At 48.9% G+C, this 23,652-nt stretch carries 25 protein-coding genes; 1 reads left to right on the forward strand and 24 read right to left on the reverse strand.

Annotation, left to right across the window (positions count from 1 at the left end; all coding sequences use genetic code 11):
- Nucleotides 1-62: 62 nt before the first annotated feature.
- The 4 genes from lhaT to M3202_RS05735 form a co-directional block, all read right to left on the reverse strand.
- Nucleotides 63-665 carry a lipoprotein heptaprenylglyceryl N-acetyltransferase LhaT gene (lhaT, locus tag M3202_RS05720; protein WP_251222383.1) on the reverse strand — a complete coding sequence of 201 codons (603 nt, stop codon included), beginning with the start codon at nucleotides 663-665 and terminating at the stop codon, nucleotides 63-65.
- 113 nt (nucleotides 666-778) lie between these two features.
- Nucleotides 779-1,558, reverse strand: coding sequence for a menaquinol-cytochrome c reductase cytochrome b/c subunit (locus M3202_RS05725; protein WP_251222384.1), 780 nt, complete (start codon nucleotides 1,556-1,558; stop codon nucleotides 779-781).
- A 71-nt stretch (nucleotides 1,559-1,629) separates the two neighbouring features.
- Nucleotides 1,630-2,301, reverse strand: coding sequence for a menaquinol-cytochrome c reductase cytochrome b subunit (gene qcrB, locus M3202_RS05730; protein ID WP_251193954.1), 672 nt, complete (start codon nucleotides 2,299-2,301; stop codon nucleotides 1,630-1,632).
- Between the two features lie 15 nt (nucleotides 2,302-2,316).
- A complete protein-coding gene (locus M3202_RS05735; RefSeq protein WP_251222385.1) occupies nucleotides 2,317-2,814 on the reverse strand; it encodes a QcrA and Rieske domain-containing protein in 498 nt (165 codons plus the stop codon).
- 327 nt (nucleotides 2,815-3,141) lie between these two features.
- On the opposite strand from M3202_RS05735, the gene M3202_RS05740 reads away from it, so the two are divergent.
- Nucleotides 3,142-3,321 (forward strand): hypothetical protein, encoded by a 180-nt coding sequence (locus tag M3202_RS05740; RefSeq protein WP_251222386.1) that lies wholly within the window; start codon nucleotides 3,142-3,144, stop codon nucleotides 3,319-3,321.
- Here M3202_RS05740 and M3202_RS05745 read toward each other — a convergent pair.
- The 20 genes from M3202_RS05745 to M3202_RS05840 all read right to left on the reverse strand — a co-directional run bounded on the left by M3202_RS05745 (nucleotide 3,318) and on the right by M3202_RS05840 (nucleotide 23,614).
- A complete protein-coding gene (locus tag M3202_RS05745; RefSeq protein ID WP_251222632.1) occupies nucleotides 3,318-3,779 on the reverse strand; it encodes a YpiF family protein in 462 nt (153 codons plus the stop codon). The two genes, M3202_RS05740 and M3202_RS05745, sit on opposite strands and share 4 nt — an antisense overlap.
- A 70-nt stretch (nucleotides 3,780-3,849) precedes the next feature.
- On the reverse strand, nucleotides 3,850-4,392 hold the full coding sequence (locus M3202_RS05750) for a ReoY family proteolytic degradation factor (protein ID WP_251222387.1): 543 nt from the start codon (nucleotides 4,390-4,392) through the stop codon (nucleotides 3,850-3,852).
- Between the two features lie 91 nt (nucleotides 4,393-4,483).
- Nucleotides 4,484-5,746, reverse strand: coding sequence for a tetratricopeptide repeat protein (locus M3202_RS05755; protein WP_251222388.1), 1,263 nt, complete (start codon nucleotides 5,744-5,746; stop codon nucleotides 4,484-4,486).
- Between the two features lie 107 nt (nucleotides 5,747-5,853).
- Nucleotides 5,854-6,756: a hypothetical protein gene (locus tag M3202_RS05760; RefSeq protein ID WP_251222389.1), complete on the reverse strand. Its 903-nt coding sequence runs from the start codon at nucleotides 6,754-6,756 to the stop codon at nucleotides 5,854-5,856.
- 477 nt (nucleotides 6,757-7,233) lie between these two features.
- Nucleotides 7,234-8,529 carry a 3-phosphoshikimate 1-carboxyvinyltransferase gene (aroA, locus tag M3202_RS05765; RefSeq protein ID WP_251222390.1) on the reverse strand — a complete coding sequence of 432 codons (1,296 nt, stop codon included), beginning with the start codon at nucleotides 8,527-8,529 and terminating at the stop codon, nucleotides 7,234-7,236.
- Between the two features lie 13 nt (nucleotides 8,530-8,542).
- A complete protein-coding gene (locus M3202_RS05770; RefSeq protein ID WP_251222391.1) occupies nucleotides 8,543-9,640 on the reverse strand; it encodes a prephenate dehydrogenase in 1,098 nt (365 codons plus the stop codon).
- A 96-nt stretch (nucleotides 9,641-9,736) separates the two neighbouring features.
- Complete coding sequence (gene hisC / locus M3202_RS05775; protein WP_251222392.1) at nucleotides 9,737-10,843, reverse strand: histidinol-phosphate transaminase; 1,107 nt, start codon at nucleotides 10,841-10,843, stop codon at nucleotides 9,737-9,739.
- A 40-nt stretch (nucleotides 10,844-10,883) separates the two neighbouring features.
- Entirely contained in the window at nucleotides 10,884-11,687 is an 804-nt protein-coding gene (gene trpA, locus M3202_RS05780; RefSeq protein WP_251222393.1) for a tryptophan synthase subunit alpha, read from the reverse strand.
- The gene (gene trpB, locus M3202_RS05785) at nucleotides 11,677-12,879 is read right to left on the reverse strand and encodes a tryptophan synthase subunit beta (RefSeq protein ID WP_251222394.1); all 1,203 of its coding nucleotides are present in this window, start codon (nucleotides 12,877-12,879) and stop codon (nucleotides 11,677-11,679) included. The genes trpA and trpB overlap by 11 nt, the downstream gene beginning before the upstream one ends.
- The gene (locus M3202_RS05790) at nucleotides 12,857-13,516 is read right to left on the reverse strand and encodes a phosphoribosylanthranilate isomerase (RefSeq protein ID WP_251222395.1); all 660 of its coding nucleotides are present in this window, start codon (nucleotides 13,514-13,516) and stop codon (nucleotides 12,857-12,859) included. The genes trpB and M3202_RS05790 overlap by 23 nt, the downstream gene beginning before the upstream one ends.
- A complete protein-coding gene (trpC, locus tag M3202_RS05795) occupies nucleotides 13,500-14,273 on the reverse strand; it encodes an indole-3-glycerol phosphate synthase TrpC (protein WP_251222396.1) in 774 nt (257 codons plus the stop codon). The genes M3202_RS05790 and trpC overlap by 17 nt, the downstream gene beginning before the upstream one ends.
- Nucleotides 14,266-15,294: an anthranilate phosphoribosyltransferase gene (gene trpD / locus M3202_RS05800; RefSeq protein WP_251222397.1), complete on the reverse strand. Its 1,029-nt coding sequence runs from the start codon at nucleotides 15,292-15,294 to the stop codon at nucleotides 14,266-14,268. The genes trpC and trpD overlap by 8 nt, the downstream gene beginning before the upstream one ends.
- Nucleotides 15,287-16,816 (reverse strand): anthranilate synthase component I, encoded by a 1,530-nt coding sequence (gene trpE / locus M3202_RS05805; RefSeq protein ID WP_251222398.1) that lies wholly within the window; start codon nucleotides 16,814-16,816, stop codon nucleotides 15,287-15,289. Before trpE ends, trpD begins: the two co-directional genes overlap by 8 nt.
- A 459-nt stretch (nucleotides 16,817-17,275) precedes the next feature.
- A complete protein-coding gene (gene aroH / locus M3202_RS05810; RefSeq protein ID WP_251222399.1) occupies nucleotides 17,276-17,647 on the reverse strand; it encodes a chorismate mutase in 372 nt (123 codons plus the stop codon).
- Nucleotides 17,648-17,650: 3 nt separating this feature from the next.
- A complete protein-coding gene (aroB, locus tag M3202_RS05815; RefSeq protein WP_251222400.1) occupies nucleotides 17,651-18,736 on the reverse strand; it encodes a 3-dehydroquinate synthase in 1,086 nt (361 codons plus the stop codon).
- On the reverse strand, nucleotides 18,736-19,908 hold the full coding sequence (gene aroC, locus M3202_RS05820) for a chorismate synthase (RefSeq protein ID WP_251222401.1): 1,173 nt from the start codon (nucleotides 19,906-19,908) through the stop codon (nucleotides 18,736-18,738). The genes aroB and aroC overlap by 1 nt, the downstream gene beginning before the upstream one ends.
- A gap of 225 nt (nucleotides 19,909-20,133) precedes the next feature.
- The gene (locus M3202_RS05825) at nucleotides 20,134-20,922 is read right to left on the reverse strand and encodes a CheR family methyltransferase (protein ID WP_285890222.1); all 789 of its coding nucleotides are present in this window, start codon (nucleotides 20,920-20,922) and stop codon (nucleotides 20,134-20,136) included.
- A gap of 168 nt (nucleotides 20,923-21,090) precedes the next feature.
- Complete coding sequence (gene ndk, locus M3202_RS05830) at nucleotides 21,091-21,534, reverse strand: nucleoside-diphosphate kinase (protein ID WP_251222403.1); 444 nt, start codon at nucleotides 21,532-21,534, stop codon at nucleotides 21,091-21,093.
- A 165-nt stretch (nucleotides 21,535-21,699) separates the two neighbouring features.
- Nucleotides 21,700-22,671, reverse strand: a complete 972-nt coding sequence (gene hepT / locus M3202_RS05835) for a heptaprenyl diphosphate synthase component II (RefSeq protein WP_251222404.1) — start codon at nucleotides 22,669-22,671, stop codon at nucleotides 21,700-21,702.
- 70 nt (nucleotides 22,672-22,741) lie between these two features.
- Entirely contained in the window at nucleotides 22,742-23,614 is an 873-nt protein-coding gene (locus tag M3202_RS05840) for a menaquinone biosynthesis protein (RefSeq protein ID WP_251222405.1), read from the reverse strand.
- Between the last annotated feature and the right edge of the window lie 38 nt (nucleotides 23,615-23,652).

The following is a 23,652-nucleotide window of genomic DNA, read 5'->3' on the forward strand; positions in this document are numbered from 1 at the left end:
TTTCTACTCTCATCCTATGTACAGTGGGACAAGAGTAGACCAAGAAAAGGCGAAAATGCGACCTAGCGCTCAATTTCGAGACGAAGAGCTTGTTTGCGAACCGTTAAACCGTAAACGGTCACAAGCGAGAAAATGCTGAGCCAGAACGTAAAGTAACCGATTTGCGTCACATACGGCATCAGTCCGTACGAAACGGTCGGGTGCATCATAAATACATAATCAATGATGTCATTATGTACGGTCCAGACAGCGACGACAGCGAGGTGCCAAGGTTTGATCCGATAATAAGGCGCATATAAAACAGCCTGCAACGCCATCCCGGCATGAGAGAAAATCAGCATGTAGTGGCGCCAATTTAACGGGTCGCCAACATAACCGGCAGCGACATTCATCACGACAGCCCAAATGCCATATTTAATCAACGTAACAGCTGCAAGCGCTTCAATCAGCGGCCAATTGCGTCCGAGCAAAAAAGCGATCAGCACGAACACAAAAAAGAGACTTGCTGTCGGACTGTCCGGCACGAACGGGAGAAAAATGTCCGGCGTCCGGGCCAGCTGGGAGCTGTACCACATATAGCCATAAATCGTTCCGGGAATATTGATCAAGAGCAGCATGATCAGCATCGGTTTCTTTCCAAATAAGCGCAAAAGAGCATGTAGCATTGTTTAATCCTACCTTTTTTCTTTGTAGAGTAATCCGCTATCGACCACAGAAAAGGGGATGTCTCAAAAGGTATATGACAAACCTTTCAAAACATCCCGTTTTTCAGAAGCTGTTATTCTTCAGGATGACCGTGGGCGGCAATGTATTCAGCAAGGATTTGAAGCTCCTCTTCAGAACCTTCAAACATACCTCCTGGCATTGCACCTTGACCGTTAACGATCGTCTCGATAACCTCTTCAGGCGTTTTTTCCGTCTCTAGTAAGTTCGGACCGCCTGATCCACCAGCCATTGTGTCCCCGTGACAGCCCATACATGACTGTTGTGAAGAGTAAATTTCGTACCCTTGGGCTTCCATATCAATATCAGCTTCCTCCTGGATCGCCCCCTGTTCAGCGGCAGCTTCCCAGTCATGCTGATCGACAGATTCCCATGTTAAGTAAATCGTCGCAATTAACGCAAGCATCATCATTCCAGATGCAATCGGACGCTTTAATGGACGACGCTCTTTCCCGGTATCGAGCCATGGCGCAAGCAATAATGCACCAAATGCAAGCCCCGGGATAACAACTGTTCCGACGACATTATAGTCACCAGAAGCATATGAATATTTAAGTAGCTGATACAAAAATAAAAAGTACCAGTCCGGTAATGGAATATATCCAGAGTCTGTTGGATCAGCCATACGCTCAAGCGGCGCTGGATGCGCAACGGTTAAAAGAAGGTATCCCATTAGGAATACAGCTCCAACCATCCACTCTTTCAAGAGGAAGTTCGGCCAGAACGCTTCTGTTTTTCCTGGATATTCGGAGTAGTCTTTTGGAATATTCGCTTTGCGATTGTTTGCCTTGACACGAGAGTCACCGACAAACTTCATCCCTTTACCACGTTCCATCTCGTTCCCTCCTTTTCAACTTTTCTATTAGTCAACAGGCTTATCTCTTCAATCCGAGCGTCTTCCGGCTCTTACAACGGTCCGGAAATACCTTGCTTACGGATCATGTAGAAGTGAGCTGCTAAAAGACCTAACAATGCAGCCGGCAGGAAGAATACGTGAATCGCAAAGAAACGTGCAAGCGTCGATGCTCCAATGACTTCTCCCCCAGCAAGTAATGTTTTGGCGAAGCCACCGATAATCGGTACACTTTCCGCAATTTGAAGCCCTACTACTGTCGCAAAATAAGCTTTCATATCCCATGGTAGCAAGTAACCTGTAAATCCTAAACCGAGCATAACGAAGAAAATAAGGACACCGACTACCCAGTTTAATTCACGTGGCTTCTTATACGATCCCGTAAAGAATACACGCAATGTGTGTAAAAACATCATGACAATAACTAAACTAGCTCCCCAGTGGTGCATCCCACGAACGATGACCCCATAGGCAACTTCCTGTTGTAAGTATGCTACTGATTGATAAGCGTTAATAATATCTGGCACATAGTACATCGTCAAAAACATCCCAGATAGAATTTGAATGACTGTGACAAAGAAGGTTAATCCCCCGAAACAGTAAACAAACGCAGAAAAATGATGAGCAGGGTTAACGTGCTCAGGAACTTCATGGTCAGCAATATCGCGCCACATAGGCGTAATATCTAGACGCTCATCAACATAGTCGTAAATTTTTTGAAGCATCGATTACGCCCCTCCTTATGTTCGCTGATTGATTTGACCTAAGAATACTTTTCCGTCTTCCACCGTCACTTCAAACACATCCAGCGGACGCTGCGGCGGTGTGCCGGGTACGTTAATCCCGTCTTTCGAAAACAAACCAAAGTGGCATGGACAGCGGAATCCATCCGGATGCTCTTCATGACCGTAAGTCACCGTACAGCCTAAATGAGTACATGTTGGTGAAAGTGCTACCACTTCATCCCCACTTAAATAAATGTACGCATCGTGCGTAACATCAGATTCGTACCAAGCATCAACTTGATTAAATGTAAAAGAGAATTTTTGCGGCTCTTCTGTTAACTCCGCTACGTCACACACCTCTATCAGGTCTGATTCCGCTCCGGCTTTTAATGCAGGATCAAGTGCAAATCGAGCCATTGGCATAATCATTCCCGCAGCCATAAAACCGCCAACACCCGTTAGTGTGTACGTTAAAAATTGACGTCTTGATACTTTGTGATCTTTTTCGCTCACTCATTTTCCCCCCTTACACAATAAGGTAAACCCATTTTCGGGCACATAATAAACACATATTATACTAGGACATACCCATGATAATACATCCGAACTTAATGTGCAAGATAATACATGAATTGGCACAAATTCGGCATATTTTCATCAAAGCTTCAATCAACCCTAGCTCTTTCTATCCTTCCTCATTTTTCACTTTTTTAACAAATCTTCTTTCACAGTCTGAGACAAAACCGGTTGAGAAAAACTTCATGCGGACCTCGCCTGCCTGACGACTCCCTTCCCCATTTGGTCAAACTCTGCTATAGTAGCGCTTGAGGAGGGATCGGATTGAAGTCGCAAAAAATTCCGTTCATTAGCTTTGTCTATTTTATTATGGCAATGCTTTGGCTGATTGGAGCAGTCGTCGCCTACGGAGAAATGTTCTTTCTCTTATTTATACTTCTGGCTTGCCTGAATGTTTTTATCGGGCTACGAATCATCAAGCAGAACAAAAAGCAGGAAAGCTAGCTTTCCTGCCATTTTTTCGTCAAAATCGGAATGAGCTGCTTCAGCTGATCCGCGATGATTTCCCTTTTGTAGCTTTCCTCAAGATGCTCTAACGGAATCGTCGGCAGCCACGTTAGCAGTCCTTCAATCTCGCTTTCACTCGTCTTCCATTCCCCGTCCGAGGTTAAGAAAATAAAATGGGTAACGCCCCCCGCTTTTAATTCCGTGATCCAGCTTTCGAGCCGCTCAAGGCGAGCTGTCATCTCCTCTGCCTTCAAATACGTAAAGGAAGGAAAATGCACCACTCTTCCGTGAAACTGACGCTCGACTTCATGGGTAATCATCGAAATAAATTCCCCCATCGCGACAGTTGATTTCACGTCATCCTTCCAGGAAATCGGCACAAGCGGAATAAGGGCAGTATCCACATATTCCTTCGCCTGCAAGTATGTATCCATTTCTTTTGTCTGCCATTTCATCACAATCGTTCCTTCCTTGCATCTCCTGTTGTAAGCGTAAAGGAGGACAGCCGGACAGTCTATCGCTCCTTTACTTTTGATATTGCTCCAGCTCTTGCACAAGGTGACGAAACTCCGTCTCATCCCCTTTATCAAGCGCTTCGTCGATCGCCTGTAATAATTGCTTGCGCTTGAAGCTCCATATCGAGCGTTCAAGCAGCTTTTCCGCTTCATGCTGAAACGCTTCTGCCAGCTCCAGGTTCTCCGGCACATAGGGATTATCCTCTAACACGGATAAAAAAGGAGGGTATTGCTTCGCTCCGCTAAAATGCAGTTCGATGTAAATATCCTCTGTCTGGTTTAGGCGAATATCGTGAAAGGCTTTTTCCGCGTCTGTCGTTATATGCTTCTGCTTATGAAAAGAAAAAGGGATCGTGTCCACTCCTTTTGTAGAAATAATCAGGGCCTTTGGCGTATGGGCAGCTTTTTCCACAAAATGTACGCGTTCCATAATCTGGTCGTCGCTCATTAAATAGTTAAGCAACCACGCACACTCTCGACGTTTCAATTCAAATTGCTGAAGGAATCCCCGTAAAAACTCCTTTTTTTCCACAACGGAAACGATACTGTCCATCCTTTATCCCTCCTTATTCTTCAAGCAAATGCCTGTCGAAGACATGTATACTGTTCCTATTCGCCAACAGTAGGTGAAATCCTTTCCGTTTTTACGAAAAGGATTCTAAATCTGCCAGCAGCTCTTCAATGTCGCTTCTTTCAGGCTGTAGTTGCAGCAGCTTCTTATAATAGGCTTTCGCCTCAGGACGCTTTCCATCCTCAAGCAAAAAACCGGCGTACTCCTCAAGAAAGTCGGGATCGTCCTGATGAAATCCTTCAATCTCCGCATAGCGCACAGCAGCCTCCTCGTACTGATCAAGCTCCCGCAGCGCTGTTGCTTCATACCAGGTAAACATCGTATCTTCTTCGCCAAATGAGCGAATATGCGTCACCAGCTCAAGCAGTTCATCAAATTGCTCATTATGCTTTAAATAAGCAGCCAACGTCTGAACCGCTTCGATGTTTCCGGGGTTTAAGGCGATCGCCTGCCGCAAAAATTGCTCGCCGTCATCGGGCTGCTGCCGTTTAAAGCAGAGCTTGCCGGCATGAAGATACAACTGATCATTATGTTCATCTATTTTGAAGCCGGCTTCAAGCGTCTCCTGCGCCTCATCAAGCCGGCCCTCCGCTTCATAAGCCTTTGCGAGCAATGGATAAACGCTCGAAAAATCAGGGTCGAGCGTTTTCAGCGCTTCCAGCTGCTCGATAGCGACGATCATATCACCGAGCTGAAAGGCGGTAAAGCCATAGCCGAACAAGCCGTTTGGATCGAGCCGTTTTTTCACGCCGATCTGATAATAGGCAAGCGCGTCTTCAAATTGACCGCTTGCGCTGTAGGCTTCGGCGAGCTTCAGCTCAATATTGGCATCAGGAATCGGGTCGGCAGAGTGGACGGCCTTTTTTAAGTAAGGAATACTTTTCTGATAATCGCCACGCTCTATATACAATTCCCCAAGAGCATAGGAGATAATCGGTTCCTCAGGCGCCTTTTTTGCCGCCGTCAAAAGCTTTTGTTCAGCGACTTCGTCGAGCGCCTGCATTTGGTACAAATCAGCGAGCAGCAGCTGCGCCTGCAAAAAGGCTTCATCGTCTTCCTCAATTTCAAGCAGCATTTCAATCGCTTCATCTTCTTCATCGAGATCAATCAACAATTCAGCTGCCAGCGCATACAAACTGCCTTCATCGGGATAAAGCTGGAGCAGCTCTTCAATTAAAGTCTTCGCTTTTTCGATATGACCAAGCTCATGGTATACTTCAGCAATTTCATATTTTGTCTGATGGTCGGCTTTCCGCTCAAGCTCAGCAAGCTGGCGTAAGCCCTGCTCAATTTCCCCTGCTTCAATCAGCTTCCAAACCTCTTTCATCGCTTCCATCTTATCTGCTCCTATTCTCGTACTCTCCTCTGTCAGATGGGTTCGCCATCTTTCGCTGTTTTCCTGTTATCTTGCTGAAAATGGGTCATCCCTACTATCTTGATTGATTATGTTGCATCCTCTATCGCTAAAAAACGTCCCGGTCGTTTGATTTGCAAATAACGGCCGTATCCCGGCTTGCCGACAATCATCTGATTCTCTTTAATAATCTGTCCTCTGATGACGACGACGCTAGGATTGTTATCATGATAAACAAATCCGCCTTTGCTTGCAACCGTTCCGCCTCGATCTTTCGGTGAAAAAAGCAAATAGTCGGCATCGCTGCCATGTAAGAGAACACCCTTTTCCGGATAGAGGCCTGATTTTTGCAGCAGCGATTTCGACCACGGCGCTTCCTCGATTAAAGGCGGCGCGGTATGAATGTGATAGGAGTCGCAGCACTGCTCCCATACTTCCAACAGCATTTGCTGATCCGCTGCGCCTTCACTAACCGATGGAATGAGCAAGATCGGGTAGCTCATTAACGTTTGGGCAATATGACTCCACGGAAGCTGCTGAATGTCACGGCATGAAGTCAGTTTAATTTGAAGAAGGGGAATTTTCATTTTTTGACAGCGGCGCACTACAGAGCAACGGAGAAGAGACAGAGGAATCGAAAGTCCGATCACATAATCAAGCGTACTGCTTGCGAGTGAATGTTTGGCACGCTTCATCACCGCTTCTAACTGACGTTCATAATCAGCCTTGGGCAAAACGATGACAGTCGTACAGCCTTTTTCAATGAAAGTGGCCTGCTGCTCACGGAAGCTTGTAAAATTGGCAGCGTCAAGCAGCCGATTCGCCACCATTACCCTTCCAGGCTCAAGAGCGATGCCTTCCAGCACGCTTCTTTTCTGCTTCCACTTCTTAAAATTTCCCGTTACATAGCGAACTTGTCCGTTTTCGATTAAATAAGAACGAGATTGCAAAGAATCCTCATGAAGATGCACCGCACGATCCAATAAATACATAATGCTCACTCCCTTTCAACCTTGTTATAAACAAGCTATGAAAGGAGGAGACAATTTAGCATGTCTTTTTCTTTAGAAACATCCTGCGCGGATTCTTTTTTAAAATTATTTATTTTCCCTATTGACTTCTTTATGTAAGCGTTTATAATAAAGTTAAGCGTATGGTTTCTCTCCACTCCTATCCATACAACTTTTAGCTTTTGCTAACCCTTGATTTGAAAACGCTTACGTTTCCAGGTCAAGGGCTTTTTTTATTAAAATCATCCGTATGCAGAACTGGAATGTGTTATTTCTCACTTTCGTTCTTCATACGCATGACAAAAGGAACGAGATTCCGTTACTAAGCAAAAATAAGCTCTTCAGCTCACTTCCAGCTAGCAATTGCGGAATGCCGTTCCTTTTTTATCCGTCAAAAAGTCATAATGGGCGGAATAGCGGAATGAGGTTCCCAATAGCGCCATTCTCCCCACGCACGGTTTACTTACCGCCAAGCAGCTCGTCGATATGCTCGAAGAAAGTCGGATACGAAACGGCAATCGCCTCGCTGCGCTCAATTGTCATTCTGCCTTCCGCGATTAACCCCGCTACCCCCATCGCCATTCCGATGCGATGATCGCCATAGCTGCTCACAGTCGCTGCTTTAAGCGCGGTACGCCCTTCAATAATCATTCCATCTTCCGTTGCTTCGATTGTGGCCCCAAGCTTTTTCAGCTCGCTGACAACCGTGTCAATCCGGTTCGTTTCCTTGACCTTTAATTCCTCGGCATCGCGGATGACGGTTTTGCCCTCGGCCTGTGTCGCGAGAACAGCGATGACCGGGATCTCATCAATCAAGCGCGGGATCAGGTCACCGCCGATTTCGATTCCCTTTAACGTCGATGTCTTAATGTCAAGATCGGCAATCGGCTCGCCGCCAACGACCTGCTCGTTGTGAACCGAGATCGAGGCGCCCATTTCCTGAAGCACGTCAATAATGCCCGAACGGGTCGGATTGATCCCTACTCCCTTGAGCGTAATATGACTATTCGGAACAATCACCGCCGCAACTAAGAAAAACGCCGCCGAGGAAATATCACCAGGCACGGTAATATCCTGAGCCGTCAACGTTTGTCCCCCTTTTACTGAAACGGTTAATCCGTCGCGCTTCACTTCGACTCCATACGCCGTCAGCATTCGTTCTGTATGATCTCGTGAGAGCGCAGGCTCAGTGACGGACGTTACACCCTCACTTTGCAAACCAGCTAAAAGAATCGCCGACTTCACCTGAGCGCTTGCCACCTTCGATTGAAACTGAATCCCTTTTGTCTGTCCACCGCGGATTGACAATGGCGTAAAGCGTCCGTTGCCGCGACCATCGATAATCGAGCCCATTTCCCGCAGCGGTTCCGTCACGCGGCCCATCGGTCGCTTCGCAATCGAGTCATCCCCAATAATAACCGAATGAAACGGTCTCGTCGCCAGGATGCCGAGCATCAGCCGCGTTGTCGTACCCGAATTGCCTACGTCTAAAATCTCTTCCGGCTCCTGTAAGCCGTCCCAGCCCTTCCCTTCAATCGTCACCTTTTCGCCTTCCTGCTCAATTGTTACCCCTAATTTCCGAAAGCAATCAATCGTGCTTAAGCAATCTTCTCCGGCCAGAAAGCCGTCGACTGTCGTCTTCCCTTCAGCGATCGCACCAAACATGACCGCCCTGTGGGAAATTGATTTATCACCAGGCACCTGAATGGAGCCTGTCAATCCATTCCTTGCCTGCTCAACATGTGCTGTACTCATTCGCCCTTCCTCCTTACATCATATACGTGTCGTACATTGCCTGCTGTAAATGAACCTGGGCCCGCTGCCGATCCTCTTCCGAACGAAAGCTTAAGCGCAGCACTCCCATAATATCTTCACGCGTCTCTAAAATTCGGATGTTCGTAATGCTGATTTCATGCTGGGCGAGAATGCTCGTCACATCCGAAATGACCCCCGGGTGGTCCGGTACGTCGACAAATAAATCATAAAAGGACGGAATCGCACCTTTTTCACGTGCCGGCAAGCCATCGCGAAATGCTTTTGCCTGTTCAAAATAAGCAAAAATATCATCGGCATTCTCTGTTTCAATCATCGCTCGCACCTCATTCATCTCCGTTGTCCAAGAAGAGAGCAGCTCAAGCAGGCTTTCCTTATTATGTAGTAAAATATCGCGCCACATCGCCGGACTCGCCGAGGCAATTCTCGTAATGTCGCGGAATCCACCGGCAGCAAGGCGCGAAACAAGCGGTTCATCCCCGTCCATTTTCGCGACTTGATGAACGAGACTTGCCGCAACAATATGAGGAAAATGACTGATCGCGCCGGCGAGACGGTCGTGTTGCTCCGCGGTCAGCTCGATAAACGTCGCCTTCGTCCCTTTCAGCCAGTTTTGCAGCTGGATAATCTGCCTAAGATCCGTGCCTTCAGCCGGGGTTAAAATATAAAAGGCATTTTCAAACAAATGAGCTCTCGCCGCTTCAACACCACTTTTATGTGAACCGGCCATCGGGTGACCGCCGATAAACGTCACGCCTTTTTCCGTCAGGCAGTCAGCCTGCGTCACGATTCGCTTCTTCGTGCTGCCGACATCGGTAATGATCGCCCCCGCCTTCAATGAATAGCCAGCCAGCTCCTGAATCAGCTCCTCTGTTTTCATAACTGGAGTCGCGAAAATAATCAGATCCGCATTCTTGACCCCCTCTTCCAATGAAGGCGCCACTTCATCAATCACCTGCAGCGATAAAGCCATTTTTACTTGTTGTTGTGAAATATCAAAGCCTCGAATATGCACGTCGTGTTCTTTGCGAATGGCGAGCGCAATCGAGCCGCCAATCAAACCGAGGCCGACGATGAAAACCGTTCTTTTCATTCTTTTCTCCTTCCACCCACACAGCGTTGAAAAAGGCTGTTTCAAAAAGTCAAATGCCGACCTTTCAAAACTGCCTCTCCACCAAACAGGAACATGTTATTTTTGTCCAATAGGCTGTGTTTGCAACATTTCCTTCAAGATCGAAAGTATTTCCTCATTCTCTTCCTGGCTGCCTACCGTAATCCGGGCACATGTCGGAAAGCCTAACGCTTCACCGGAGCGAATAATAAAGCCGCGCTTTAATAAATAATCAAAAACCTCATCTCCTGAACGTTCAAAATCAATTAAGATGAAGTTCGCCTGCGATGAGTAGTACGTAAGCCCTTGCTCCTCACAGAATGCTTCATACAGCTTCATGCCTTCTCTGTTTTTTTGTACGCATTCGGCAATAAATGGATCATCATCAAGTGCAGCCGCAGCGGCAGCATGAGCAAAGGTCGTATTGTTAAACGGCGGGCGTACCGGATCAAGCTTGGCAATGAAATCAGCATCCCCGACGCCGTAACCGACGCGAAGCGCTGCTAATCCGTATGCCTTTGAAAACGTTCGGAGTACAATCAAATTTTTGTATGTCTTCAGAAGAGGAATCGATTGCGGAAAATCGTCCGCTATCGCGTATTCATAGTAGGCTTCATCTGAAACGACGAGCACATCCGCAGGTACGCTCTTCATAAATTGCTCAAAGCTCGCCTTGTCGATATATGTACCGGAAGGATTGTTCGGGTTACATACCCAAACGATGCGCGTATTTTCGTCAATCGCCGCAAGCATCGCCTCTAAATCATGGGTGCCGTCCTCCTTGCAGGCGATCTCGCGGACTTCCGCCCCTTCAATCGTCGCATTCAGCTTATATTGCGAAAAGGTTGGATCAGCCGTAACGGTATTCGTATTCTCATCGAGCAACGCCCGGCAAAGAAACTGAATAATCTCATCTGAACCATTTCCGAAGATTAACTGCTCCTGGGCGACGCCGATTTTTTGGGCGACCTTTTCCCGCAAGACAGCCGCATATCCATCCGGATAAATCGCCGTATTTGCCGCAAGCTCCCGAATCGCTTCCGCTGCTTTCGGCGAAGCACCGAACGGATTTTCATTGGAGGCAAGCTTGATTACTTTCGTCAGCCCGAGCTCTTTTTTTACTTCGTCAATCGGTTTCCCCGGTTTATAGGAAGGAAGACCGAGTAATTGTCGTTTTACCTGCATCGTCAGCACCTCATCTATGTCTTAGTCGTATATCTCTATGTTACGACGAAATAAGCGAAGAAACAAACGTTTTTATTTCCGCGAGCGCCTCTGCTCTTGTCGCCGGCTGTTTTAACGCTTCCGCGCGCGCTCCGATTTCGGCAACGAGCGCGCTTCCAACGACGACACCGTCAGCATGCTCATTCATCACTTTCACCTGTTCTGCCGTTGAAATGCCGAAGCCAACCGCTGTCGGAATCCGGCTTGCTTCGCGAACGGTTGTCAAAAAGTCATAGACACGCGGGTCAAGCTTAGACCGCGCACCAGTCACGCCGAGCGAGGAAACACAGTACAAGAACCCTTCGGCCCGTTCAGCAATTTTCACCATTCGTTCACGCGAGGTCGGCGCAACGAGAGAAATGAGCACCAGCTCTTTTTCGTGACATAGACCGCTCAGTTCTTCGCTCTCCTCATAAGGCAGGTCGGGAACGAGAACGCCGTCGATGCCGAGCTCTGCCGCTTCCTCAGTAAAACGGCGCTCACCATATTGCAAAAGCGGATTAAAATAAGTAAAGATCACGACAGGAATCGTCAGCCCTTTTTCCCGCATGAGCGGCACGAGCTTCAACGCCTGCTCCAAGCTCATCCCCTCGGCAAGAGCCCGCTTCGAAGCAGCCTGGATCGTCGGACCGTCCGCGAGTGGATCTGAATACGGAATGCCGAGTTCAAGCAGACTCGCCCCGGCTTCCTCCAGCATCAGCGCCAGCTCGACCGTTGCGTCAGCCGAAGGATCACCGGCTGTAATAAAAGGAATAAATAAAGGCTTGTGCGAATTCATCGCAGCTTCCATACGCTTACTCGCCATCGGATTCACCTCGAAAATGTTTCATTAATGTGTGCACATCTTTATCGCCCCGTCCCGATAAGCAGACGAGAATCGTATCTTCATTCGTCAGCTGCTGCGCGCGTTCACACGCCTTTGCCAACGCATGGGCACTTTCCACCGCCGGAATGATCCCTTCCGTTTCAGAAAGCAGCTTCAGCGCATCCAATGCCTGCTGATCAGTGACCGCATCGTATCTCACGCGTCCATTTGCCGCAAGATACGCGTGCTCAGGCCCAATGCCAGGATAATCGAGGCCCGCGGAAATCGAATACGGCTCCGTAATCTGTCCTGCTTCATCCTGCAATAAATACGTCAAAGAACCGTGAATGACGCCCTTCGTTCCCTTTGTAATCGTCGCCGCATGCTTGTCGGTTTCCACGCCAAGCCCGGCCGCTTCGACACCAATCAAGCGGACATCATCGTCGAGAAACGGATAAAATGTCCCGATTGCATTGCTTCCCCCGCCGACGCAAGCGATCACTTCGGTCGGAAGCTTTCCTTCCCGCTCGAGCATTTGTTTGCGCGCCTCGTCGCCGATAATGCGCTGAAAATCACGAACCATCTTAGGATACGGATGCGGACCGACAACAGAGCCGATTAAATAAAACGTATCCTCGGCATTCGCCACCCAGTAGCGGATTGCTTCGTTCGTCGCATCCTTCAGCGTTTTGCTGCCGGATGTCGCCGGAATGACTTCAGCTCCGAGCAGCTCCATCCGGAAGACGTTGAGCGCCTGCCGCTCCATATCCTCTTCCCCCATAAATACTTTACACTCCAGGCCAAAGCGGGCGGCGATCGTCGCGGACGCCACTCCGTGCTGGCCGGCCCCCGTTTCGGCGACAATTTTTGTTTTGCCCATTCGTTTCGCCAGCAACGCCTGACCCATTGCATTATTAAGCTTGTGCGCTCCCGTATGAAGCAGATCTTCCCGCTTCAAATAAATTTTAGCGCCTCCCAAATTCTCACTCAGCTGTCTGGCATACGATAACGCAGTCGGTCTGCCCGCATACTCACGCAGCTGATAATGATACTCCTCAACAAAAGTTTCATCAGCCATCGCTTCATCCAATGCCTGCTCTAGCTCTTCAATTACGCTCATTAACGTCTCCGGCACGTATTTCCCGCCAAAATCGCCGAAGCGTCCTCGTTTATCTGGATAGATCACTGCCATGATTGTTCATCCTTTCCTCTAGCTGCTCCACTAGTGCCCTTGATTTGCGGCCGCCCTGCTCGATTCCGCTTGAGACGTCAATTCCGTCAGGCTGATAGCGCATCAGCTCACCTACGTTCTCTGGACGAATGCCGCCGGCAATCAAGACAGGCACCTTTTGCCGGCGTCCTTCTGTTATATAACGAGGGACATAGTTCCAATCGAAGGAAACTCCTGTCCCGCCCCATTGCTTCCCGACTTTGCAATCAACAACATAACCAGAGACAATGCCTTCATAAGCTTCCATCTCCTGCAACGCATTCTCGTTGTGATGGATCACTTTCCAAACTGGCAGCCCTGTTTGTTTTTTAATCTCTTTCACCTGCTCCGGTGTTTCCGCTCCGTGGCATTGAATAATGTCTATCGGCAGCCCGTCCACCGTTGCCGCAATTTGCTCCGCTGACGCATTGACAAACAAAGCAACGATTTTCGCCCGACTTTTGCCGTGATGACGGGAAAGCCACTCTTTTACCTGTTCGCGCGTGACCTGGCGTTTGCTTTCGGCGAAGACAAAGCCGACATAATCGGCTCGGCTCAGTAGCGCAATTTCTGTATCCTCATAAGAATGATTTCCGCATAGCTTAAGAAGGGGAGACACGTGCTTCGCCTCCAAATAATTCACTAATTCCCTGCTCCGGTGAGTCGGCCCGCATTAAGGATTCCCCGACGAGCACCCCGGCCGCTCCGGCTTTTTGGACGCGATCAATATCGGCTTTTGTAAAGATGCCACTCTCACTGACAAACAGGCTCGACTCCGGGATGAGCACAGCCATCTCCTCTGTTTGGGAAAGCGACGTCTCGAATGTTTTCAGGTTGCGATTGTTGACGCCGATGATCTTCGGTGTAAAAGCGGACAAAAGCTCTTCCAGCTCTTCTTTCGCATGGACTTCGACTAAGCATTCAAGCCCTTTCGCATAGGCAAGATCATACAACTGTTTCAGCTTATTAATCGGTACTGCGCCGACAATTAACAGCATCGCATCAGCGCCGATCCGGACCGTTTCCTCGACCTGTGCCTCATCGATAATGAAATCCTTGCGCATAACCGGCAGCTGAACCGCGCGCTTGACCGCTGACAAATAAGTCGGGTCTCCCTGAAAATAATCCCGGTCGGTTAAAACCGAAATCGCATCGGCTCCGCCCGCCTGATAGCCTTTGGCAATCTCCACCGGATTGAAATCAGCGCGGATCAGCCCCTTTGACGGCGAGGCTTTTTTCACTTCGGCAATGAGAGCGGTTTGTCGCGTCGGCGCGCGCAACGCTTCAAACAAGGAATAGTGCGTCACGTCTTCCTGAGGGGGAAGAACGAGCTCGCTTACTTCCTTCTGCTTTGATTGCAAAATTTTCTCAAGCATGTTGTTCAGTCTCCTTCTGCTCAGTTGTCAGCTTTTCAAAATGGCGATAGACATGGCCGGAGGAAATCGCCTTCTGCACAAGCGATACGCCTTCTTTTATCGAAGCAACCCGTTCTGACGCATAAAGTGCCGCCGCGGCATTAAGCGCGACGATACCCTCTGCCGACGCATTCGCTTTTCCGGCTAGCACCTTTCGAATTAATGCCGCACTTTCCTTCGGCGTCTCAACCTGAATCTCATCCAGCGTCCCGCGCGTCAAGCCGACCTCTTCCGGTGTGAGCGAATACTGCTTCTGTTCTGTGCCGTTCACTTCAATAATATGCGATTCTGTCGTAATGGAAAGCTCATCAAGTCCCTCTCCTCCGGTAACGAGCAGCGAGCGCGTCGTCCCAAGCCGGCTCAGTGTTTCAGCCATTTTCCGAGCAAATGCCTCGTCATAGACGCCGATCAGCTGATGTTTCGCATTGGCCGGATTCGTCAATGGACCAAGCAAATTAAAAATCGTCCGGAAGCCGATTTCCTTCCGCGGAGCAACCGCATGCTTCATCGACTGATGGTAAAGCGGCGCAAATAAAAAGCACAGGTTTGTCTGCTGCAGCGCCTGCTGCGCTTCTTCTGGGGAATACTGGATCGACATTTGAAGCTCCTCCAGCACATCAGCACTGCCGCTTTTTGAGGAAACCGCGCGATTGCCATGCTTGGCAACCGGTACACCGAGCGCCGACAGGACGATCGCCGTCGTTGTTGAAATATTGAACGTGCCAAGATCATCGCCGCCTGTTCCGCATGTGTCGACAACATCGAGCTTTGTCTCGGGAATCGTTACCGAATGCGCCCGCATCGAACGAGCAAAGCCGGTCATTTCGTCGACCGTTTCCCCGCGAAACCGCATAACCGTCACGAGGCTCGCAATCTGGCTCGGCGTCGCTTCGCCGCGCATAATTTCATCCATCGCCGCCTGCGCTTCCTTCTCTGTCAACGTCTCTCCGTTCATACATTTCCGCAGCAATAATTTAAGCATGCTTGACGACCTCCCCTTTTTCACTTTGCTTTGCTTCTGAGCCAAACATTTTTTCCGCGACCTGTACAGCACGGATCAACGCCTTCGCTTTATTCTCCGTTTCTTCAAATTCCTTTTCCGGAACAGAATCTGCGACGATTCCGGCACCGGCCTGAATATAGGCTTTCCCGTGCTGAATGATCATCGTTCTAATGGCGATACAGGAATCAATATTTCCATCAAAACCTAAATAGCCGATCGCTCCGGCGTATAAGCCTCTCTTCGTCGGTTCAAGCTCCTGCAGAATCTCCATTGCCCGAATCTTCGGCGCACCGGACACCGTTCCGGCCGGGAAGGAAGCCATTAAAGCCTCCAAAGGCTCCGTATCACGGCGCAGCCGTCCTGTCACCTTGGAAATGATGTGCATCACATGGGAAAAGCGACCGATCTCAAGTAAAGTCGGGGTTTCGACAGAGCCGTATTCGGCAATGCGGCCGACGTCATTTCGCGCTAAATCAACAAGCATATAATGCTCGGCCCGCTCCTTTTCATCAGCGAGCAGATCCGCTTCCAGGCGGGCATCCTCGGCCTCGTCCCTGCCCCGCTTTCTCGTGCCGGCAATCGGGTGGATTTCCACATGACCATCCTGAACCTGAACGAGCCTTTCCGGCGAGCTGCCGACAACTTCCAGCTGATCAAATTTCAGATAAAACAAATAAGGGGACGGGTTGATCATCCGCAATACCCGGTATACTTCAAGCGCCGTCGCTGAAACATTCATTTCAAATCGCTGTGACAGCACCGTTTGAAACACATCACCCGCGCGGATGTATTCCTGGATTTTCTCCACATCTTTAAGGAACGCTTCCTTTTTATAATTCGAGATGACATGCTCAAATGATACGTCTTCATCGGTTTGCGGCAGCTGCTTCAGCATTAAGCCGCTTACCGGCTGTTCAAGCAGGGAGGAGACACGTTCGATTTCCGCAAGAGCTTCACCGTAAGCCCGTTCTTCCTCGCCTGCCTCCGGACGGGAATGAACCAAAATCGTCAATTCCTTTTTCGTATGGTCGTAAGCGATCAGCGTCTGACAAAATAAAAACTGATAATGCGGAACACGCTCCGCCGTCTCCGTTTGAAGGGTCGGTTCGATCGTTTCAATCGCATCATAGCTCATATAGCCGACCGCCCCGCCGCGAAACGGGATCGGCACGTCAACCGGTTCGACGTTCAAATACAACATCGTCGCTTGAAACGCCGCCTGAAACGACTCTTTTTCGACGACAAGCTCGCGCTGATCCGTATATGTCCGATACGCGCCTTGCTCCTCTACCAATTCAAGCATCGGATTCAAGCCGATAAAGGAATAACGTGACCAAGGCGACTGCTCATCTTTGCTTTCAAGTAAAAAGCTGACCTGGGATTCAAGCTGGTGAACAATTTGTACAGGGGTAAGACCGTCGGCGAAAAAACGCTGCACAACGGGAATCGTTTTGTAATTCTGGCAAGATGTCTGAAAATCGTGTAATGATGGGGTAATCATCGCAATCCTCCTTAAAATAGAAGGAATGAAAAAGAGGGGAGGCAAACGAAACGGGTGGCACGGACACCGCCTGAGCGCGGCAACGGCCAATGCATCTCATATAAAAAATCCTCCCGGACCATAAGAGGTAGGAGGATTGAATGTTCCTTTATTCCTCAACTAAACTCTGCTCTCCTCAGCTCATTCTCATTCTCAACTCATACTCTTGTGATCTAACAAGTAAACTCATACTTTCACTCAACTCTGCTGCATACAGTTTATCACTTTTCTGAATCATTCGTCAATAAAAAAAACGCCACAGGCGTCTTTTCTTTGAAGCTCTATGCGGAGCCGTTACAACGGTCTTTGTTCTCCATGAAAGTGAGGTTCTTTCATGGAGAACGTAACGCGTGGGAGGCCAGTGCCCTTCCTCAAATCCACCTGAACATGTTAGATTTTTTTCCTTACTCCTTAAAACTATCAAGATTCGCTCGTCGATAAATCCGGACGAAGCTTGGTCGCTTCACGCTGATACACATGAACAATCTGATCCTGCTTGACATCCGTATTGACCGTCATTAAAATCCGGATGCATTTCGGCAGACTCCCAGGTACCGGAATTTCCTGTGCGCAAACGACAGGGACATAGGACCATCCCGGAAACTGCCGGACGATCTTGGCCGGAAAGGCGGCTGTCACATCCTCGGTTACCGTAATGAGAACGTGAGCGACACTTTCAGGCACAATCTGATTTGCTTCAATCATCTTCGTCACAAGCTCGCTTGTCGCTTCACTGATTGCTTGTTCAGTATTAACATCAATCGTCGTTGCTCCTCTGATACCGCGCACCATGCGTCAGTCCACCTCCACCTGCTCCACTAGTAATTGTTTAATTTCGTCAGACGAAACTGTCATTGTCGTTGCTTCGCCAATGCTGCGCAGCAGCACCATCCGAATCGTTCCGCCCTCGGTTTTCTTATCCTTCATCATCGTCTCAATTAATTCATCGGCCTGCAAATGAGCCGGAATCTTTGTGTCGTAGCCAAGTCTTTGAAACCACTTTTCATAGTCATCCACATTCGCAGACAGCCCGCAAAGCTTCCCGCTCAGCCGCATCGCAAAGACGATACCGATCACGACGGCCTCGCCGTGAGTCAGCTTGCCGTAGCCGAGCTTCGTTTCAAGCGCGTGCCCTAACGTATGACCTAAATTCAAATAGGCCCGCACGCCGGCTTCCTTTTCATCTTCGGCAACAATCTCGGCCTTCACGGCAATCGATTGCTCAAGCAGCTCATCAAGCACCTCAACCGGAATGCTTTCAAGCGACGAAATCGTCGTTTGCAGCCATGTCAGAAAAGACGGCTTGCGAATCAGGCCGTGCTTCATCACTTCCGCGAAGCCTGAACGCCATTCCCGCTCTGACAAGGAATAGAGAACCTCCGTGTCATAAAAGACAGCCTCAGGCTGATGAAAGCTGCCGACCATGTTTTTCCCGAGCGGATGGTTGATCGCTACCTTGCCACCGACGCTGCTATCATGCGCCAGTAAGGTCGTCGGCACTTGAATGAAGCGAATGCCCCGCATGAAGGTCGCGGCGACAAACCCGGCGATATCGCCGACAACGCCTCCTCCAAGGGCGACGATGACCGACTTTCGGTCAAGGCCGGCCTCAAGCGCCTTTGTCAGCAGCTGTTCAAACACAGTAAACGACTTCGACGCTTCGCCAGCTTCAATGACGGCTGTATGAACAGCCAGATCGGAAAAGCTGTTTTTCACTTCATCCAAATAAAGCGGGGCGACGACAGAGTCGCTAATAATCAGCACGGACGAAGCCGGCTGCGCCAGCACATCGTCCATCCGCCGACCGATTTCCCGGCGCAGTCCCGCTTCAATAAAAACCTCATACGACTTTGACGGCGTTTTAATTGCGACCTTCCGCATTAAAATTCCCTCGCTTGTTCCTGGTGACGCTTGACATTCTCCTGAATAACCGGAATTTGGTCATGGCCGAAGGTTTCAAGCAGCGCATTGGCGACCTCCCATGCGACGACCGCTTCAGCGACGACGGAAGCCGCCGGAACGGCACAGCTGTCGGAACGTTCAATGCTCGCCGCAAAAGGCTCCTTCGTATCGATATCGACACTTTGCAACGGCTTATATAAAGTCGGAATCGGCTTCATCACACCACGGACGACTATCGGCATTCCCGTCGTCATTCCGCCTTCAAACCCACCGAGCCGGTTTGTTTTGCGGCGATAGCCGTGCTCCTCATCCCAAATAATCTCATCATGAACCTGACTGCCCGGCAAATGAGCCGCTTCAAAGCCGATGCCGATTTCAACTCCCTTAAACGCGTTGATGCTCATGACCGCAGCGGCGATTTTCGCATCTAGCTTGCGATCATAATGAACATGGCTGCCAAGGCCGACCGGTACATTCTCGATAACGACCTCGACGATTCCGCCAATGGAATCCCCATCGCTTTTCGCTTGATCAATCGCTTCCATCATTTTCTGACTCGCCTGCTCATCAAGACAGCGGACTTGAGAAGCCTCCGAGCGCTCGCGCAGGTCGGCGACAGACGAATACTCAACCTGTTCCGCCTTAACTCCGCCAATTTCGAGCACATGGCCTCCAACCTCGATGTCAAAGGCAGCGAGAATCTTCTTGGCGACAGCCCCTGCTGCGACCCGAACGGTTGTTTCTCTGGCGGAAGAGCGCTCCAGCACATTTCTCATATCGCGATGACCGTATTTAATCGCTCCGTTCAAATCGGCATGCCCGGGACGCGGCCGGGTGATCTTGCGTTTGACTTCCTTCTCTTCTTCACCGCTTAACGGCTCGGCGCCCATAATTTTCGTCCAGTGCGTCCAATCTTTATTCTCGACGACAAGGGCGATCGGTGCTCCGGTCGTACGCCCATGTCTGACACCGCTCAAAAGCTGTACCCGGTCCTTTTCAATTTGCATTCTTCTGCCACGGCCATAGCCGCCTTGGCGACGGGCAAGATCAACATTAATATCTTCTGCCACCAGCTCCAATTGGGCCGGAACCCCTTCAATAATCGTCGTCAGCTGGGGACCATGTGATTCACCAGCGGTTAAGTATCTCATCTAAATTCCTCCTATGCCTACACGTTCAGCTGTTATCTTTCATCGCCTTAGGGGTGGCTCCGCGTCTCTTTTTGAAGCCGCTGTTTATGTATCCCCTCTTTTTCACAGCTTTCTTTATCGCTTTTATGCGTTAAATTATAACATGCTTTCAGATTGCTGTCTCGAAAAAAATACGAACATTTCGATATTAATTACCTATTGTATCGTCTACTCCCTCTTTCCTGCTTATGATGTGCCCTTCTTGCATTTTTGATAAAAAAAAGTATCCTCCGAGCAAAACTGATAAACCGCCGGATTGAAAATCTGCTCGGTACTGCCGACAAACAGCACGCCACCGGGCCGCAGCGCACGGCTGAATTTATGATAAAGCTCATGCTTCGCTTCCTCGGTAAAGTAAATCATCACATTGCGGCAAATGATTAAGTCATATTGATCATCGAACCGGTCGGCCAGTAAATTTTGCTGCTTAAACGAAACCGTATCTTTAATTTCCTGCTTCACCCGGTAGCCGATCGGTTCTTTATGAAAGAAGCTGCGAATCGCCTCAGTCGGTGCTTCCTTTAATGATCGTTCCGGATACAGGCCTACTTTCGCCCGCTCAAGAATTGCCTGATCAATATCCGTCGCCAAAATCGAGACGTCTTTTAATGGCTTAAACTTGCTCATGATCATCGCCAGTGTATAAGGTTCCTCCCCAGTGGAACACGCCGCGCTCCACAATTTAAGCCGTGGATTCTCCCGCAATAGCCGCGGCAGGATTTTCTGCTCGAGCACCTCCCACCGCTTTGCATTGCGGTAAAATTCTGACACATTAATCGTCATTCGTTCTAAAAATTCATTAAACAGCTTCTCGTCCTGACAAATGGCCTCATAAAAGGAACGGAAGGTGCGAAAGCCTTTTTTATCGCGCAATGACGTAAGCCTCCGCTTCATTTGCGCCTCTTTATAAAGCGACAAATCAATCCCGGTCTTTTCTTTAATCAGAAGCACGAATTGCTGATAGTCGTCGTTCATTTGCATTCCCCTCATTACTCATTTATCCGCTGGACAAAACTGGAGCCCCCCACTTATTTTAAAAAGGGGATGCTTCAACAGATCGCATCCGACCGGTTGAAACATCCCCGAAGCAAGGTGTGAAGCCTCTCTGCAAGACGATATCTCTAGCAGACGGTGCTTATCCGCTTACACCCATTTGCTAATCGTTTTATCATAGCTGTTCAGCTCTTCTTCTGTGAAGAAAATGCTGATTTCACGCGCCGCGCTTTCAGGTGAATCAGAACCGTGAATGACGTTCATCGCCACTTGGACACCATAGTCGCCGCGGATCGTTCCCGGCGCCGCATCAGCAGGGTTCGTTGCGCCCATCATTGTCCGCGCTGTAGAAATGACATTTTCGCCTTCCCAAACCATGGCGAATACCGGGCCGGACGTAATAAAATCAACAAGCTCACCGAAGAACGGGCGCTCCTTGTGCTCGGCATAGTGAGTTTCCGCTGTTTCCTTTGAAACCGTCATCAGCTTGGCACCGACAAGTGTAAAGCCTTTCTTTTCAAATCGAGAAACAACTTCACCAATTAAATTACGCTGTACGCCATCAGGCTTAATCATTAAATATGTACGTTCCATTCGTCATTCGCTCCCTTTTCCATTCTTCTATGTGTTCAAAACCTCTCTCAGTATAGCAAAGTTTTACATCGACGACAATGGGGTTCTCTCCCGCGCGAAGCATAGAGCTTTATCTCCGATTTATCACGAAAGAAAGCCATTGATTTCCCTCTGCTCCCACTGCTGTTAAAACTTCCGTTTGCCGATGTAAGCCGCGATTTCACTGAGATAGGTTTTTGCTTCCGTCTCTGGAAGAGATTCAAGGGCATGGTACGCCCGTTCCAAATAACGGTCGCTGATTTCAAGCGAATACTCAATTCCACCCGACTTCTTAATTGCCTCGAGAATCGGCTCCATGTCAGCCTGATCCGGGTAGTCCGTCGAGAGCGCCTGCTCAATCATCGCTCTTACCTCTTCGTTATGCTGCATCGCATACAAAGCCGGAAGCGTCACATTTCCTTGGCGTAAATCACCGCCAGCCGGCTTTCCCAATTGTTCTTCCGTGCCGACAAAATCGAGAATATCATCGGTGATCTGGAACGACATTCCGACATTGTAGCCGAACTTGAACAACTGACGCTGAACATCGCGATCAGCTCCAGCCGCCAGCGCTCCTAATTTACAGCTTACGGCAATCAGCAAAGCGGTTTTTCGCTTAATTCTCCGTAAATAAATACGGAAGTTCTGCTGCCAATTATATTGATCACGGATTTGCTCAACCTCGCCAATGCACATTTCAACGATCGCATACGATAAAATTTGATGGATTTCCGGGTGATCAAAAAAGGTTGAGGTCTCAACGGCTTTGGCGAAGATGTAATCGCCTGTATACATCGCCACACGGTTATCCCATTGGGACTTGATCGTTTTCTTTCCACGACGCAGCTCGGCATCGTCAATGACATCATCATGAACGAGAGAGGCCATATGAATCAGTTCAAGCGGAACGGCAATATGCTTCAATACATCAATATCGTATGTGCCGAATTTGGCTGAAAGCAGCACAAAAACAGGGCGGATTCGTTTTCCGCCTGCTTTTAATAAGTGGGTCGAGGCTTGTCGTAATACATGGTGCCGTGCCTGAACGGTCGCCTCCAGCTCCCGTTCAATCACGACAATATCAGATTGAAATTTCATATAGATATCGGTTAGTTTCATATCATCCACCTTACTCCATTACAGCGGCTTTCTGCCTATAGAAAAAATTCGTCTCGTTTTGATTGAAACATTACATTTCATTATTGGCAAGCATTTTCTTTATCAAAACGGAATCCCAGATCACCAGCTTGTCAACCGGATGCTTTAAATAGCCAAGCTGATAGGCTAAGCGGTAGAAATAAAGCAAGCCGCGCTGCTCTGTTTCGCCAAAGTCATTGCACAGCTGCTGAAAATAAAGATTCCAAAAATCCTCACTGCCTCCGTGTGTTTTCACAATATCGGCGATCATCGGCTGATAGTTCAGTTCTTCACTAAGTTGCTTACTCGCCAAAAAGGATTGATAGACTGTTCCTACCAACTCAGCCTGCTTGCTAATCGCTTCATTTCTGACTGCAAATACAGCGTATACCATCGGCAGTCCTGTCTGCTTGTACCAAATTTCCCCGAGATCATAGCTGTACAGATTGTCCGGCAGCTCGCGCTTCGCCCGGATCGCATCATCTCCAATTAACAGACAGCCATCATGCTCGCGCAGCATCTCCGTAAAATCCGGCTTCATCGTCGTATACTGAACGTCCAGTGAATAAAAATGCTCAAGAATAATTTTCAGCAAATGAACAGACGTGGCAGAACTCGAAGTTAGGGCAATCTTTTTTGCGGCCAGCTGCTCAATCGGATGCTTCGAAAACAAAAAGATTGAATTGACATTGCCGTAAGACGTCACAGAAAGATTCGGCAGTAACGTGTAAGCACCGGCATTGGCCGCATAAGCAAATGAAGAGATCCCGCCGATATCGACTTGATCGGCAGCCATGGCTTTGTTCAGCTGGGCCGGTACCTGCGGTGTAAAATGACAATTGGCTTCCTTGAGCTTCTCCCGGTCAAGATGATAAAAGAAAGGTAAAATGTTCGTGTAGGAAATTTCTCCGATAACAAGACTCATTTCCCTTCACCTTCTCTTTTTTCCAAGTGAGACACGCC

Source organism: Halalkalibacter oceani, from assembly GCF_023715605.1.
In the GTDB taxonomy this organism is placed as follows: Bacteria; Bacillota; Bacilli; order Bacillales; family Bacillaceae_D; genus Halalkalibacter; species Halalkalibacter oceani.

What these genes read in the sequence shown, in the direction of transcription:
- M3202_RS05770 (WP_251222391.1), bottom strand. Translation starts at nt 9,640, where the DNA reads ATGAAAAGAACGGTTTTCATCGTCGGCCTCGGTTTGATTGGCGGCTCG.
- trpB (WP_251222394.1), bottom strand. Translation starts at nt 12,879, where the DNA reads ATGGCAGTGATCTATCCAGATAAACGAGGACGCTTCGGCGATTTTGGC.
- aroC (WP_251222401.1), bottom strand. Translation starts at nt 19,908, where the DNA reads ATGAGATACTTAACCGCTGGTGAATCACATGGTCCCCAGCTGACGACG.
- M3202_RS05840 (WP_251222405.1), bottom strand. Translation starts at nt 23,614, where the DNA reads ATGAGTCTTGTTATCGGAGAAATTTCCTACACGAACATTTTACCTTTC.
- M3202_RS05725 (WP_251222384.1), bottom strand. Translation starts at nt 1,558, where the DNA reads ATGGAACGTGGTAAAGGGATGAAGTTTGTCGGTGACTCTCGTGTCAAG.
- M3202_RS05760 (WP_251222389.1), bottom strand. Translation starts at nt 6,756, where the DNA reads ATGTATTTATTGGATCGTGCGGTGCATCTTCATGAGGATTCTTTGCAA.
- M3202_RS05750 (WP_251222387.1), bottom strand. Translation starts at nt 4,392, where the DNA reads ATGGACAGTATCGTTTCCGTTGTGGAAAAAAAGGAGTTTTTACGGGGA.
- trpA (WP_251222393.1), bottom strand. Translation starts at nt 11,687, where the DNA reads ATGGCGAGTAAGCGTATGGAAGCTGCGATGAATTCGCACAAGCCTTTA.
- qcrB (WP_251193954.1), bottom strand. Translation starts at nt 2,301, where the DNA reads ATGCTTCAAAAAATTTACGACTATGTTGATGAGCGTCTAGATATTACG.
- lhaT (WP_251222383.1), bottom strand. Translation starts at nt 665, where the DNA reads ATGCTACATGCTCTTTTGCGCTTATTTGGAAAGAAACCGATGCTGATC.
- trpD (WP_251222397.1), bottom strand. Translation starts at nt 15,294, where the DNA reads ATGCTTAAATTATTGCTGCGGAAATGTATGAACGGAGAGACGTTGACA.
- aroA (WP_251222390.1), bottom strand. Translation starts at nt 8,529, where the DNA reads ATGAGTACAGCACATGTTGAGCAGGCAAGGAATGGATTGACAGGCTCC.
- aroB (WP_251222400.1), bottom strand. Translation starts at nt 18,736, where the DNA reads ATGCGGAAGGTCGCAATTAAAACGCCGTCAAAGTCGTATGAGGTTTTT.
- hisC (WP_251222392.1), bottom strand. Translation starts at nt 10,843, where the DNA reads ATGCAGGTAAAACGACAATTACTCGGTCTTCCTTCCTATAAACCGGGG.
- trpE (WP_251222398.1), bottom strand. Translation starts at nt 16,816, where the DNA reads ATGATTACCCCATCATTACACGATTTTCAGACATCTTGCCAGAATTAC.
- aroH (WP_251222399.1), bottom strand. Translation starts at nt 17,647, where the DNA reads ATGGTGCGCGGTATCAGAGGAGCAACGACGATTGATGTTAATACTGAA.
- M3202_RS05745 (WP_251222632.1), bottom strand. Translation starts at nt 3,779, where the DNA reads ATGAAATGGCAGACAAAAGAAATGGATACATACTTGCAGGCGAAGGAA.
- trpC (WP_251222396.1), bottom strand. Translation starts at nt 14,273, where the DNA reads ATGCTTGAGAAAATTTTGCAATCAAAGCAGAAGGAAGTAAGCGAGCTC.
- hepT (WP_251222404.1), bottom strand. Translation starts at nt 22,671, where the DNA reads ATGAAACTAACCGATATCTATATGAAATTTCAATCTGATATTGTCGTG.
- M3202_RS05755 (WP_251222388.1), bottom strand. Translation starts at nt 5,746, where the DNA reads ATGGAAGCGATGAAAGAGGTTTGGAAGCTGATTGAAGCAGGGGAAATT.
- ndk (WP_251222403.1), bottom strand. Translation starts at nt 21,534, where the DNA reads ATGGAACGTACATATTTAATGATTAAGCCTGATGGCGTACAGCGTAAT.
- M3202_RS05825 (WP_285890222.1), bottom strand. Translation starts at nt 20,922, where the DNA reads ATGAACGACGACTATCAGCAATTCGTGCTTCTGATTAAAGAAAAGACC.